This window comes from Alcaligenes nematophilus (assembly GCF_026344155.1).
GTDB classification, from domain to species: domain Bacteria; phylum Pseudomonadota; class Gammaproteobacteria; order Burkholderiales; family Burkholderiaceae_B; genus Alcaligenes; species Alcaligenes phenolicus.
Genome location: NZ_JAPKMZ010000002.1, coordinates 133,247 through 146,723 on the forward strand (window position 1 = coordinate 133,247; position 13,477 = coordinate 146,723).

Consider the following 13,477-nt stretch of genomic DNA (forward strand, 5'->3'; position numbering starts at 1 on the left):
CAGCATAGGGCGCTCACGGTGTAACACTAGCAATCAGCCCGCAGCAGACAGAACGACATTAGTAGAAAAAAGCCCCCCGCTCCAAAGGCACAGTCTTATCAGTGCACACCCGTTTCAGCTCCTGCGCGAACAACGTGTCCACCGGACGCTGCTGACCGGCCACCCGAGTAAAAAGCGCGATAGGCGACAAGCCCCACTCAAAGGAGTACGGCACAATCGCCACGCCGGACACGCGCACCAGTTCTTCAGCAATTTCGGTCGGGACCACAGACACAGCACGGGAGTGATTCACGATCAGTTCACCGATCAGCTTGGGTGAAGAGGTTTCCACACTGGGCACCGGCTCCAACAAGCCTGCCCGCAAAAACAGATTCGCCACCTGCCGCCGCATCGGGGTATTGCGCGGTCCCAGAATCCAGTCCAGATCCTGCAATTGCGCCCAATCCAACTTGCGTCGGCCCAATCGCCCCGCCAGTTCCCGGCTGGCAATCAAGCGTGGTTGCTGCGCGTACAAGGCTTCATGGCGCAGCCCTTTCATATTCAAGTCCGGAGAACTGCGCGCCACCACTGCATCCAAAGCGTGATCACGCAGTTGTTCCAGCAGCGTTTCCGTTAGCCCCTCAGTAATGCTGACGGACACCACCTGCCCTTGAGGGCGAGTTGCCCGCAAGGCCGTGGAAACCAGCTTGCCGGACACCAGGGGAATCACCCCCAGCCGCAAATGTGCTTGCCGCCCCATGCTGTGCGCCTGCAAGTCCAGACTCAACAACTCCATGTCCTGCACCATGGCCCGAGCACGTGAAATCACGATCTGCCCTTGCGCTGTTGCCTCCATACCACGCGATGAACGCAGGAATAGCGGTGTGCCAAAGACTTGCTCCACCTCGGCCAAGGCTTGAGTGACCGCAGGCTGAGTCATCGCCATTAAATCCGCCACTTTGGTCAGCGAGCCCAAGCGGTCGATTTCGATCAGCAGAGCCAGGTGACGCAACCTGAGTCGTTGTACCAGGCGATGGGCGATATCGTTTGTTTCCAAGCCTTTACCCCTATCTATAAGCATTTACTAATAGGGCAATAATAAGCCCTAATACTGCGGACTGTTTAATTATCTACACTTGTTGAAAGCCGGCGCTGGCGCACTATTCGCCACGCCTTCCCTGGATTTCACCAAACACCTGTTTGGCGCCTGAGCAAGAGGACACGATGAGTTCACCTGTAGATCGACAAGCCGCCCTGGATTACCACGAGTTCCCCATTCCCGGCAAAGTCACCATTGCCGCGACCAAACCCCTGGTCAGCCAACGTGACCTGGGCCTGGCCTATTCCCCTGGTGTTGCTGCCGCCTGCGAAGAAATCGTGGTCGACCCGAAAAACGCCTTCCGCTACACCGGCCGGGGCAATCTGGTGGGCGTGATCTCCAACGGTACCGCTGTGCTGGGTCTGGGCAATATTGGTGCCCTGGCTTCCAAGCCCGTGATGGAAGGCAAGGCCGTTCTGTTCAAGAAATTTGCTGGCCTGGACGTGTTTGACATCGAGATCAACGAAACCGATCCCGACAAGCTGGTGGATATCATCGCCGGTCTGGAGCCCACCTTCGGTGGCATCAACCTGGAAGACATCAAGGCACCCGAGTGTTTTGAAGTGGAGCGCAAGCTGCGCGAACGCATGAACATCCCCGTCTTTCACGACGACCAGCACGGTACCGCCATTTGCGTGACGGCGGCTTTCCTGAACGGCCTGAAAGTGGTCGGCAAAGATATCAAGAAGATCAAGGTTGTGACCTCCGGTGCCGGTGCGGCCGCACTGGCTTGCCTGGACTTGATGGTGGACATGGGCCTGCCCGAAGAAAATGTCTGGGTCACCGACATTGACGGCGTGGTCTACAAAGGCCGCCCTGGTCACCAGGTTCCTGAACTGGCCCGTTTCGCCAAAGAAACCGAAGCACGCAAGCTGGCTGATGTCATCGAAAATGCTGACGTGTTCGTGGGCCTGTCCGCCGGTGGCGTACTGAAAGCTGAAATGCTGCAGAAAATGGCAGACCGTCCCTTCGTGATGGCGCTGGCCAACCCCACCCCCGAAATTTTGCCTGAAGTGGCCAAAGCTGCTCGCGATGACGTCATCATGGCAACCGGCCGTTCGGACTTCCCGAATCAGGTCAACAACGTGCTGTGCTTCCCCTACATCTTCCGCGGTGCGCTGGATGTGGGCGCCACCACGATTACCCGTGGCATGGAAAAAGCTGCTGCCCGCGCGATTGCGGCTCTGGCTGAAGAAGAGCAAGACGAAGCCGTGGCCGCTGCCTACGGTGGTTACGGCCTGAGCTTTGGCCCCGACTACCTGATCCCCAAGCCATTCGACCCACGTCTGATCGTGCGCATCGCCCCCGCCGTGGCTCAAGCCGCCATGGAAGAAGGCGTGGCAACCCGCCCTATCGCTGACCTGGAAGGCTACATCGCCAAGCTGCAACAGTTTGTCTACCACTCCGGCGCGTTCATGAAGCCCGTGTTTGCCGTAGCCAAGCAATTGGTGCGCGAAGGCGGCAAGGCTCGCATCGTCTTTACCGAAGGTGAAGAAGAACGCGTGCTGCGTGCCGTGCAAGTGATTGTGGACGAGAAGCTGGCCCACCCGATTCTGGTTGGCCGCCCTGCCGTGCTGCTGTCCCGCATCAAGAAATTTGGTCTGCGCCTGCGTTTGGGCGTGGATGTGGAAGTGACCAACCCCGAGTCTGACGACCGTTTCCACCAGTACTGGACCACGTACTGGGAAAAAATGTGCCGTCGCGGTATCAGCAAGGAAATGGCTCGCGTGGAAATGCGTCGCCGCCTGACCCTGATTGGCTCGACCATGGTGCACCTGGGTGATGCCGACGGCATGATCTGCGGCACGATCGGTTCCTACCACAACCACCTGCGCTACATCGACGAGATGATCGGTCGCAAACCCGACTCCAGCGTGTACGCCGCCATGAACATCCTGCTGCTGGGCGAGCGCACCGTTGCCCTGACTGACACGCACGTCAACGACGACCCGAACGCACAGGAAATTGCGGAATACACGATTGAAGCCGCCCGCATGTTGAGCACGCTGAGCCTGGAACCCAAGGTCGCCCTGCTGTCGCGCTCCAACTTCGGTTCGGACTCGGCCGCTTCCGGTCCCAAGATGCGCGAGGCCCTGAAGCTGATTCAGGAACAGGCTCCCGAGCTGCAAGTGGACGGCGAAATGCACGCCGACTGCGCGCTGGACGAAGCCCTGCGCAGCCGCACCTTGCCTAACTCTTCGCTGAAAGGATCGGCCAACCTGCTGGTCTGCCCGAACGTGGACGCTGGCAATATCAGCTACAACCTGCTCAAAACCGCTGCTGGCAGCAACGTGGCCATCGGTCCTTTCCTGATGGGCGCCAATGCTCCTGTACACATCCTGACTTACAGCTCCACCGTACGCCGCATCATTAATATGACGGCCTTGACCGTGCTGCAAGCCAATCGTGGCTAGGCCTTGGGGCTGAAATAAAAAACCGGCCTGCACAGGCCGGTTTTTTTATGGCTGACATTTAAAGTCCAAGGCTTATTCCAGCTTGATATTGCCTTTCTTGACCACGTCGTGGGCCCAGTCGTACTGCTCCTTGATTTCCTTGGCGAACTCTTCAGGCGAATTACCCGACGGTGTTGCCCCCTGCTTTTCCAGAGCCGAAATAATTTCGGGCTTCTTCAAGGCTTCAGCGGCAGCTGCATGCAGCTTGGCAACGATCTCAGGCGGCGTACCCTTGGGCGCCAGCAGACCATACCAGGCCGGGCTGTTCAGCTGCGGGTAGCCTTCTTCGGCCAAGGTCGGCACATCTTTCAGAGCAGGCAGGCGCTCGGGCCAGGCAATAGCCAATGCGCGCAAGTTGCCAGCCTGGATCTGGGCCATGGACGAAGGCAGGTTATCAAACATGGCATTGATCTGGCCACCGACCGCATCCGTTACAGCCGGGCCGGCACCACGGTAAGGAACGTGCACGATGTCGGTGCCAGTTTCCAGCTTGAAGGCTTCGCCAAACAAGTGCAGCACCGAGCAAGTGCCCGAGCTGCCGTAAGAATACTTACCTGGATTGTCTTTCAGTTGCTGCACGAACTCCTTGAAGTTCTGTGCCGGGAATTTGGGGTTGACCTCGATCACGTTGGGCAGGTTGGCAAAGTTGCTGACCGGCACAAAGTCTTTCAAGGGGTCGTAAGGCAAATCATTGGGGCGGCAAGCGGGATTCACTGCCAGAGTCGAGATGGTGGCAATTGACAAGGTATAGCCGTCAGGTTTGGCGCGAGCCGCTTCTGCCGCTCCAATAGCGCCCCCGGCACCACCCTTGTTTTCTACCACCATGGACTGGCCCAGCACTTCGCTCATGCCCTTGGTCACAATGCGCGCCACAATATCGGTGGAGCCGCCTGGCGCAAAAGGAACAATGACGCGAATCGCTTGATTCGGATAATCCGCTTGAGCATGAGCGACATTAGCCGTGCCGATCATGGACAAACTTGCACAAAGGGATAGCAGCGCAAATTTCTTGGGAAACTTCTCTATCATGGGAACATCTCCTCTTTAGTCTTTTTGTAGATCCATCCCCTGGGTAAGGGGAACTAACCAATAATAGCGCAGCTAATCCCCATCAATTGTTAATTCTGAAAGCAGATACCTACAGGGGATATACCTATATCTGCTTCTATTTACCCTCATCATGGCCACAATATTCCCGCTGATTCTGCCCGATTTCCTGTTAATTGCACTGGGGGCTTTACTGCTGCATCGCTTTCATTTCAGCCGGGATTTTTTCCAGGGTGCGGAGAAGCTAGTCTATTACGTCCTGTTTCCAGCCCTGCTGTTTGATTCCATTACCCGCATTCCGCTCAATCTGGGCGATACCTGGCCTTTATTGGTCGCTGCGGCTGTTTTAATTGCCGTAGGCACGGTTCTGGCCTGGCTGGCCCTGCCCATTCTGAAACCCGAACATTTGCAGCACGCGGCCCTGACTCAGTGCGCCTTTCGCTTCAATACCTATTTGGGGATGTCTCTGGCCAGTGCGATTGCCGGGCCATCGGGCGTAGCCGTCATGGCTTTACTGGTGGGTTTTTCTGTTCCCATGGCCAATATGGTGGCAGTAACCGTGCTGGCGCGCGGACAACAAGGCCGTATCGCCATCGAGCTGCTTAAAAATCCCCTGATTCTGTCTACTGTTGCTGCACTGGCCTGGAATCTGGCTGGTTTGTCCGTACCAGGCCCGGTTCAATTGGCCTTTAGCCGCTTGGGGGCTTGTGCCCTGGGGATTGGTTTGTTGTGTGTAGGCGCCACCTTGTCCCTGCAAGGCTCGCGGCGTGCGGGGGCCTTGATCGGCTGGATTACGGCCATCAAGCTGCTGGCTTTGCCCTTGGCGGCCCTGGCAATTGCCTGGGTGTTGGATATGAGCACATTGGAGCGCCAGATGTTACTGGTATTTGCTGCCCTGCCTACGGCCTCTTCTGCCCACGTACTGGCTGCCCGCATGGGAGCCGATAGCCGTCTGGTCGCGCTGACCATGTCGATCGGCACTATACTAGCGGGCTTGACCATTCCATTGTGGTTATCCCTCGCTACCTGATCCAAGCCTATGAATCCGCAAACTTTAACCCTGTCCTTGCCTGACGAGGACGCCACCACCGCCTTGGCCGAGCGCCTTGCCCCGCTGCTAAGCGGTCAGGTTCCCGGTGTGCCTGTGGGTGGCCGAATTCATCTTCATGGTGACCTGGGCGCCGGTAAAACCCACTTTGTTCGGGCCCTGTTACGGGCTTGTGGCGTTACCGGTCGTATCAAAAGTCCTAGCTACGCTTTGCTTGAAAGTTATAAAGTTTCTAGCTTATACTTCTATCATCTTGATTTTTATAGATTTAGCGATCCACGAGAATGGGTCGACGCAGGTTTTCGCGATATTTTGCAAGACAATGCTGTTGTGCTGATCGAATGGCCCGAAAAAGCAGGGGATTTATTGCCCGAGCCCGATCTGGATTTACACCTGGATTATTGCGGTGACGGTCGTTTGGCCACCCTGGATGCACGCAGCGCCAAAGGAACGCTATGGATTACGACACTCGCCCCCAGCCTGCAGAAGTAGCCCCAGCCGGCAAGGCCCGTCGCCGATTCGTCGCCACGGCCACCACCCTGTTCCTGCTTCCCGTCATACCGCGGCTGGCGAACGCCAGCACCATCGTGGCCGTCCGTACCTGGCCGGCAGACGAATACACCCGCGTCACCCTGGAAATGGATAGCGAGCTCAAGGCCGAGCACTTCACACTGGAAAACCCCCATCGCATGGTGGTGGACATCCAGGGCCTGACCATGAACCGCACCATCGAGGAGCTGGTTTCCAAGGTCCGCCCCAATGATCCCTACATTCGCTCCGTGCGCGTGGGCCAGAACCGCCCCGACGTCGTGCGTCTGGTGCTGGATCTGAAACAGGCCGTCGCTCCCCAGATTTTTACGCTCAAGCCCGTTGGCGAATACAAGTACCGTCTGGTGCTGGACTTGTACCCGCGTGTGGCGCAAGACCCGCTGCTGGCCTTGCAAATTCAGGACGATAACGACCCCCTGGCTTCCGTCCTGGAAAGCCTGGCTCAAAACTCGCCTGATGCTCCTGTGCCCACGGTACAAGGGCAAACCTTGCCGCCCGTCGCTCGTACGCCGCCTCCTGTCACGACTCCACCGCGCTCCCCTTCGCCTGCAGCCACGCCGGGTACTCCCAATCGTCCGTTGCTGATTGCGCTGGACCCCGGCCACGGTGGAGAGGACCCCGGTGCCATCGGCCCCGGTGGTACCCGTGAAAAAGATGTGGTGCTGAATATCGCCCGACGCTTGAAGCGTCTGATTGATGCGCAACCCAATATGCGTACTTATTTGACGCGTGATTCGGACTTCTTCGTGCCGCTGCAAGTGCGTGTACAGAAAGCGCGTCGGGTGAAAGCGGACCTGTTCATCAGTATTCATGCCGACGCCTGGATCAAGCCCAGTGCGCGTGGCTCGTCCATCTACGCCCTGTCCCAGAACGGTGCAACCAGCTCGGCGGCCCGTTGGCTGGCCAAGAAAGAGAACGATGCTGACTTGATCGGTGGTCTGAACCTGGGTTCCCACAACCGTCAGGTCGCACAGATTCTGCTGGACCTGTCCACAGCCGCACAGATTAACGACTCGGTGAAAGTGGGTTCGCGCCTGCTGGGCGAGATCGGCAAGATCAACCGCCTGCACAAGCGCAATGTTGAACGCGCTGGTTTTGCTGTGCTGAAAGCACCGGATATTCCATCGATTCTGATCGAAACGGCATTTATCAGTAATCCGGAAGAAGAGCGTCTGCTACGTAGTTCTTCGCATCAGGACAAGATTGCCCAAGCCATTCTGACCGGCATCCGGGGATATTTTGCCGAGTTTCCGGCACTGGCCAGCCGTAGCTAACTATCTGCTTGGTTCGATGAAAAAAGCGCAGCAAAAATGCTGCGCTTTTTTTGTTTCTATAGAGTCTGAAGCTGTTCAGAAAAGAGAGCATCTTTGGGCAAGGACCTGTTTGAACCTGAATCGGCATGGCCTTTTCTTGAGGGGGAGCCGCTAGTCTGCAGGCGAGTCAGGGTTCTGGCCGCAGGCTCTTGAGCTATCCAGGATACAAGCCCCGTGCTGTTTGAGCGCGACGCTTATAGCTCGTCCGGGGGACGAGCTATCGCGCGAGTTCACGGGGCGCCTGGATAGCTCAAGAGACAAGGGTACCCGTGCGCAGCACGGGCCAGGGCCCCGCCTGCAGACTAGCGGCTCCCCCTCAAGAAAACTGAGGCATTCTTTGCTAAAGGCTGAAACAGAGGCGGCTTTTTCAAAAATACGGAGAGTGCCAATAGTTACCTTGAACACTTGAACACTTGAACACTTGAACACTTGAACCCAGATTTTGCGACAGCTTTTACCCCCTCGCCCACAACAGCGATATCTGACAGGTTCCCGAAATAAAAAAGGACGCCTACTGGCGTCCTTTCCTTAACCTTTAACAAGCAAACAATCCGATCTCAAATCCTACAAAGTCGCATCACCCTTGCTCTTGCGCTTGAAGATCTTCCACAAGGCCCCAGCCACAACAGGCACTGCCGCTGCCGCAATACCAATCAGCACAATGGTATTCAAATGCGCCTTGATGAAAGGCACATTACCAAAGAAGTAGCCCAGGGTAATCAAGCTGCAAATCCACAGTACCGCGCCAGTAATGTTGTACATCTGAAAGCGCATGGCATTCATATGGCCCACACCCGCTACAAAAGGCGCAAAAGTACGGAACAAAGGCAGGAAGCGGGAAATGACGATGGTCTTGCCACCATGCTTTTCATAGAAAGCATGGGTTTTGACCAACGCACGACGATCCAGGAACCGGGATTCCTGAGTAAAGACTTTCGGGCCTATATACCGACCCACGTGATAGTTCACGGTATTACCCAGCACGGCTGCCACGATCAGCAGGCCACCCAGCATGACCGGGTCCAGCATGCCCGAAGCGCCAAAGGCTCCAGCAATAAACAGCAGAGAATCGCCCGGCAGGAATGGCAGAACCACAAGCCCGGTCTCGCCAAATATAATCAAGAACAGAACAAGATAAATCCAGGCTCCATACTGCTCGACCCACACACCCAGGTACTGGTCAATATGAAGGATCATGCTGAGTAAATCGGGCATAGTTCCACACCAAAATAACAATCCAGCCAGTCCGATACTGGCCAGACCGACACCATAGAGCAAGCGGTTAAAATAAGCCGCTACCGTTTGAAACCCGTTGAACGTGTAATGTTCAACCCTGAATACACACAAGGCCAGCCGCCCTATGTCATCAAGACGCCGTATTATCCCACTCCCGGACCTGCTTGTAAGCCAAATTGCAGCCGGTGAAGTTATCGAGCGCCCGGCATCTGTCCTGAAGGAATTGCTGGAAAACGCGATTGACGCCGGAGCCAGTGCCATCGAGATTCGCCTGGACGGCGGCGGCATACGCCGCATCTCTGTCAGCGACGATGGCCACGGCATCACCCAGGAAGAATTGCCCCTGGCGCTGCTGCAACATGCCACCAGCAAGATTCGCTCGCTGGAAGAACTGGAGTCCGTGGCCTCCATGGGCTTTCGGGGTGAGGCCCTGCCCTCTATTGCCTCGGTAGCCCGTCTGACGATCAACTCGCGCACCCAGGACGACCCGCACGCCTGGGAGTACTCACTGGGTCAAAGCGAACCCCAGCCCGCCTCCGGGCAGATTGGCACGCATGTGGATGTACGTCAGCTATTTGACGAAATCCCTGCCCGTCGCAAGTTCCTGCGTACGGAAGGCACGGAGTACGGCCACTGCGTGACCGCGCTGGAGCGCATTGCCCTGGCACAGCCGCAGATCGCTTTCCGACTGTTTCACAATGACAAGCCCCAACGCCACTGGCGCAGCGGCACGCTGGAACAGCGTCTGCTGGATATTTTGGGCAAAGAGTTTATTGAGCAAAGCCTGCCTGTCGCCCAGGAACAAGGCCTGATCAGTTTGCGCGGTCTGGTGATTCACCCCGCCCATGCTCGCCCCAGTGCAGACAAACAGTTCCTGTTCGTGAATGGCCGTTTTGTGCGTGATCGTACTGTGTCACATGCTATACGCAGTGCTTATGCCGATGTACTGCATGGAGATCGCCAGCCTGCCTATGCCTTGTTTCTGGACATTGCCCCATCCACGCTGGATGTGAACGTACACCCCGCCAAGCACGAGGTTCGCTTCCGGGACAGCGGTGCCGTGTACCGCTTCGTGCTGCAATCTGTTGGACAAACCCTGGCGCAAGGCAGCATGGCCGGCGAAACGCCTGTTGCCGCCATGCCTTTACCTGAAGGCGCTACCCAGCCTCCTATAACGGGCACACCCTACCCTTCGGCCACTCCTGGCGCACCCAGCAGCTCCTATACCAGCAGCGAACCCGCCATGCCGTACAGCCATCCAGCTCGCCAAGGCTGGCAATCCAGTTTCAGCCTGCGCGAGCCATCTGGCGGCGGCAATGTGGACTGGAAAAGCATGTACCGTCCGATTGAGCCTGCACCCAGCAACACACCAGTCACCAGCTATCAAAGCGAGGCAGACAGCGCGACGGACGAGTTTCCCTTGGGCATGGCCCTGGGCCAGTTGCACGGCATCTATATCCTGTCCGAAACCCGCCAGGGCATGATTCTGGTGGACATGCACGCCGCACATGAACGCGTGGTCTACGAACAATTGAAGCAGGCTCTGGATGGCCGCGAACTGCCTCGTCAAGATCTGCTGGTGCCGGTCGTATTCAGTTGCTCGGAAAGTGATATCGCCTTGCTGGATGAGCATCAGGAAACCCTGGCCGATCTGGGCTTGAGCATGAACCCGGCAGGCCCCACCACCATGGCCGTGCGCGCCGTCCCCGCCCTTCTGGCTCAAGGCGATATCGAATCGCTGGCCCGTGCCGTACTGCGCGATCTGGCTCAGGTAGGCTCGTCACGCCACCTGGATGAGCAACGCAATGAACTGCTCTCCACCATGGCCTGCCACGGCGCCGTGCGCGCCAATCGTCGCCTGAGCATCCCCGAGATGAACGCTCTGCTTCGCAAGATGGAACAAACTGACCGGGCCGACCTGTGTAATCACGGCCGCCCCACCTGGTTCCAATGGAAGCTCAGCGAGCTGGACAAACTTTTTATGCGTGGACAATGAACGATTTACCCATTCTGTGCCTGGCTGGCCCGACGGCCAGCGGCAAAAGCGCAAGCACGCATATCCTGGCGCAACACTGGCCGATTGAAGTGATTGTGATGGACTCGGCCACGATTTACCGTGACATGGACATTGGCACCGCCAAACCCAGCGCCGAAGAACAAGCCGCTATCCCCCACCACTTGCTGGATATACGCGACCCGGTAGAGAGTTACTCAGCCGCAGAGTTCGCCACCGACGCAACCCGTCTTATTCAAGAAATCCGGGCGCGCGGGCATTACCCTGTGCTATGTGGCGGCACCATGCTGTATTACAAAGCCTTGCGCGAAGGCTTGAACGATTTACCGCAGGCAGACCCTGCCATTCGCCAGCAACTGGATGAGCGTGCCCAGGAAATTGGCTGGCCCGGCATGCACGAGGAACTGACCCGCATCGACCCGGTGACGGCTGCCCGACTGGCTCCCCGCGACAGCCAGCGCATTCAACGTGCGCTGGAGATTTTCCATGTCAGCGGCAAGACCATGAGCGATTGGCTCAAGGACAAAGCCCAGCCGCAAGAAGAGAGCCATCAGTACGTCACCATGAGCCTGGAGCCAGAAGATAGATCCTGGCTGCATAAGCGCATTGCGGCTCGCTATCACGACATGATCGCGCAAGGGCTGCTGCAGGAAGTGGAGAAACTGTACCAGCGCCCTGATTTGCATCCCGGTCTGCCCTCCATTCGCTGTGTGGGCTATCGGCAACTGTGGTCGTATCTGGACGGCGAAGTCAGTCTGGACGTGGCGATCGAACAGGCGATTGCCGCGACTCGCCAGCTAGCCAAACGTCAATTGACCTGGCTACGCTCCGAACCCGAGCGTCTGCAATTCAACTGCCAGAGCCCGCAAGCCGCCGAGCAGATTGTGCAAGCGGCACGCCAGATCTGGCCAGCCTGATACACCAGGCTCGCTCGTAGGAACGGCCCCTTGACGGCCGGATGGTATCCGACTGCCAAGGGGCCGTTCAAAGAGACCGTTTTTTTACCCGAAACGCCTCTTACACCGAAGCGCCGCTCAGCTTGGGCAAAACTTTGGTGCGCATGGCCACGTATTGGAACGCGCCACCCAACAAGGCACCAATCAGCCAGCCGTAACCCGCCATATTCGCCAGCGCAGGCACCCAGACGGTCGCTACCGAGAACACCGCCGCCAGGAAGAAAGCGGCCATTGCACGCTTGTTCCAGCCGTTCTGGAAGTAGTAGGTACCGCTTTCTGCCAGGCTGAACAGATCCGACACCACGACACGCTGTTTGCGGATCAAGTAGAAGTCCACAATCATGATGCCGTACAAGGGAGCTAGCAAGGCGCCCAAGGTGTCCACAAAACCCGTAATGCCGATAGCGCTGATCAAGGGAAGCCACAAGGCACCGATAAAGAAAGCAATTACGGCTGTCAGAATGCCGCCCATCTTGGCAGAGATCAGCTCGGGCTTGAGGTTGGCCAAATCAAAGGCCGGTGGAATAAAGTTCGCCACCAGGTTGATACCCACGGTTGCGGCAAAGAAGGTCAAAGCCGCGATCACCGTTAAAGCCAGACTATCGACGCGATCCACAATATCGGTAGGGTTGGTCAAGGTTTCGCCAAACAACACAGCTGTACCGGCGGTAATGAACAAGGCCAGGAAGGAGAACACGGCCAGGCTGACAGGCAAGCCCATGAAGTTACCGATACGCATGCTGCGCTCGTCTTTCACAAAGCGCGAGAAGTCGCCGTAGTTGATCACAACGGCAGCAAAGTACGCCACCATAGTGCCCACCACCGCACCAAAGGCCATCAAGGGTCCGCCTTCGTAAGAGCCTTTACCGGCAAAGATCTCACCCACTTTATCGAGCAAACCACCGCCAGCCTTGTACCAGATCACGGCCAGCAAGGCGAACATCACCAGATACACCAACGGGCCCGCCCAGTTCAGGAAGCGCGTAATCCACTTCATGCCCATCAGGAAAATACCCAGCTGCAGGATGCAAACCACCACGTAAGACACCCAGCCCACCCAATCCAGCCCCAGGAACAAGGCTCCGCCGGGGTGATCCAGCAAGGCATTGAACAACAGCGCCAAGGCCGTGGAGGCAAAGTAGGTCTGCACGCCGTACCAGAAGATAGCCACAATCCCACGCACCAAGGCCGGGAATTTGGCGCCCTTCACCCCCATGCTGATACGGGCAATCACAGGATAGGGAACGCCATACAGCACGCTGGGTTTACCGCTCAGATTCACCAGCCCCATCACAATAAAACCGGCCAGCAAGATGCCGGCAAACACGGCCCAACCATTCAAACCATAAGAAATGAACAAGGTGGCGGCCAAGGTGTAGCCAAACAGACTTTGAATATCGTTAGACCAGACGTTGAAAATCTCGAACCAGCCCCACAAGCGTTTTTGTCGTGGCAAAGGCGCCAAGTCTTCGTTGTGCAAAGCAGGATGCGGGTCTTTCAAAGATAAATCGCTGTGCTCCATTTTCTTCCCCCTAAGAAATTGCTTCTAACATTTCAGCTGAAATTTCTATGTGCTTGCCGCTACTGTAGGAGCCTTGCTGATCGGGGAACATTATGGAATGTACGAGTAATACCTAAATTCGGATTAGCTCGAAAAACGACATAATCAAATCCATATAATATTTATTTGAAAATCAAATACATCAGATTCGATGCGGTAATACAGGGCAATTCAAAGCAGGATGCAGGAATAAAAAAAGCCAGCTCGATGAGCTGGCTTTTT

General features: G+C 56.8%; 10 protein-coding genes. 6 read left to right on the top strand and 4 right to left on the bottom strand.

Annotated features, from left to right (window positions below; translation table 11 throughout):
- Positions 1-58 precede the first annotated feature (58 nt).
- Positions 59-1,060, bottom strand: coding sequence for a LysR substrate-binding domain-containing protein (locus OSH04_RS05740; protein ID WP_035275544.1), 1,002 nt, complete (start codon positions 1,058-1,060; stop codon positions 59-61).
- A 143-nt stretch (positions 1,061-1,203) separates the two neighbouring features.
- On the opposite strand from OSH04_RS05740, the gene OSH04_RS05745 reads away from it, so the two are divergent.
- Complete coding sequence (locus tag OSH04_RS05745; RefSeq protein ID WP_035271015.1) at positions 1,204-3,492, top strand: NADP-dependent malic enzyme; 2,289 nt, start codon at positions 1,204-1,206, stop codon at positions 3,490-3,492.
- A gap of 72 nt (positions 3,493-3,564) precedes the next feature.
- Here the strand turns inward: OSH04_RS05745 and OSH04_RS05750 are convergent, their stop codons facing one another.
- The gene (locus tag OSH04_RS05750) at positions 3,565-4,503 is read right to left on the bottom strand and encodes a tripartite tricarboxylate transporter substrate binding protein BugE (RefSeq protein ID WP_022983479.1); all 939 of its coding nucleotides are present in this window, start codon (positions 4,501-4,503) and stop codon (positions 3,565-3,567) included.
- A gap of 208 nt (positions 4,504-4,711) precedes the next feature.
- Here OSH04_RS05750 and OSH04_RS05755 point away from each other — a divergent pair, with 208 nt between their 5' ends.
- The 3 genes from OSH04_RS05755 to OSH04_RS05765 are packed head-to-tail and all read left to right on the top strand — an operon-like array spanning position 4,712 to position 7,449.
- Complete coding sequence (locus OSH04_RS05755; protein WP_009461286.1) at positions 4,712-5,608, top strand: AEC family transporter; 897 nt, start codon at positions 4,712-4,714, stop codon at positions 5,606-5,608.
- Between the two features lie 9 nt (positions 5,609-5,617).
- Positions 5,618-6,118, top strand: a complete 501-nt coding sequence (gene tsaE, locus OSH04_RS05760) for a tRNA (adenosine(37)-N6)-threonylcarbamoyltransferase complex ATPase subunit type 1 TsaE (protein ID WP_266108096.1) — start codon at positions 5,618-5,620, stop codon at positions 6,116-6,118.
- Positions 6,082-7,449, top strand: a complete 1,368-nt coding sequence (locus tag OSH04_RS05765) for an N-acetylmuramoyl-L-alanine amidase (RefSeq protein WP_009461284.1) — start codon at positions 6,082-6,084, stop codon at positions 7,447-7,449. The genes tsaE and OSH04_RS05765 overlap by 37 nt, the downstream gene beginning before the upstream one ends.
- Positions 7,450-8,052: 603 nt before the next feature.
- Here OSH04_RS05765 and OSH04_RS05770 read toward each other — a convergent pair.
- Positions 8,053-8,703 (bottom strand): VTT domain-containing protein, encoded by a 651-nt coding sequence (locus tag OSH04_RS05770; RefSeq protein WP_026485215.1) that lies wholly within the window; start codon positions 8,701-8,703, stop codon positions 8,053-8,055.
- A 145-nt stretch (positions 8,704-8,848) separates the two neighbouring features.
- On the opposite strand from OSH04_RS05770, the gene mutL reads away from it, so the two are divergent.
- Both mutL and miaA read left to right on the top strand, forming a co-directional pair.
- Positions 8,849-10,720 (top strand): DNA mismatch repair endonuclease MutL, encoded by a 1,872-nt coding sequence (mutL, locus tag OSH04_RS05775; protein ID WP_266108097.1) that lies wholly within the window; start codon positions 8,849-8,851, stop codon positions 10,718-10,720.
- Positions 10,717-11,655, top strand: coding sequence for a tRNA (adenosine(37)-N6)-dimethylallyltransferase MiaA (miaA, locus tag OSH04_RS05780; RefSeq protein ID WP_266108098.1), 939 nt, complete (start codon positions 10,717-10,719; stop codon positions 11,653-11,655). The genes mutL and miaA overlap by 4 nt, the downstream gene beginning before the upstream one ends.
- A gap of 100 nt (positions 11,656-11,755) precedes the next feature.
- Here the strand turns inward: miaA and OSH04_RS05785 are convergent, their stop codons facing one another.
- Positions 11,756-13,216, bottom strand: a complete 1,461-nt coding sequence (locus OSH04_RS05785) for an NCS1 family nucleobase:cation symporter-1 (RefSeq protein WP_137431383.1) — start codon at positions 13,214-13,216, stop codon at positions 11,756-11,758.
- Between the last annotated feature and the right edge of the window lie 261 nt (positions 13,217-13,477).

Bases quoted from the DNA above. Each gene is read 5' to 3' on its own strand.
- miaA (WP_266108098.1), top strand. From the start codon at position 10,717: ATGAACGATTTACCCATTCTGTGCCTGGCTGGCCCGACGGCCAGCGGC.
- OSH04_RS05765 (WP_009461284.1), top strand. From the start codon at position 6,082: ATGGATTACGACACTCGCCCCCAGCCTGCAGAAGTAGCCCCAGCCGGC.
- mutL (WP_266108097.1), top strand. From the start codon at position 8,849: ATGTCATCAAGACGCCGTATTATCCCACTCCCGGACCTGCTTGTAAGC.
- tsaE (WP_266108096.1), top strand. From the start codon at position 5,618: ATGAATCCGCAAACTTTAACCCTGTCCTTGCCTGACGAGGACGCCACC.
- OSH04_RS05770 (WP_026485215.1), bottom strand. From the start codon at position 8,703: ATGCCCGATTTACTCAGCATGATCCTTCATATTGACCAGTACCTGGGT.
- OSH04_RS05785 (WP_137431383.1), bottom strand. From the start codon at position 13,216: ATGGAGCACAGCGATTTATCTTTGAAAGACCCGCATCCTGCTTTGCAC.
- OSH04_RS05755 (WP_009461286.1), top strand. From the start codon at position 4,712: ATGGCCACAATATTCCCGCTGATTCTGCCCGATTTCCTGTTAATTGCA.
- OSH04_RS05745 (WP_035271015.1), top strand. From the start codon at position 1,204: ATGAGTTCACCTGTAGATCGACAAGCCGCCCTGGATTACCACGAGTTC.
- OSH04_RS05750 (WP_022983479.1), bottom strand. From the start codon at position 4,503: ATGATCGGCACGGCTAATGTCGCTCATGCTCAAGCGGATTATCCGAAT.
- OSH04_RS05740 (WP_035275544.1), bottom strand. From the start codon at position 1,060: ATGCTTATAGATAGGGGTAAAGGCTTGGAAACAAACGATATCGCCCAT.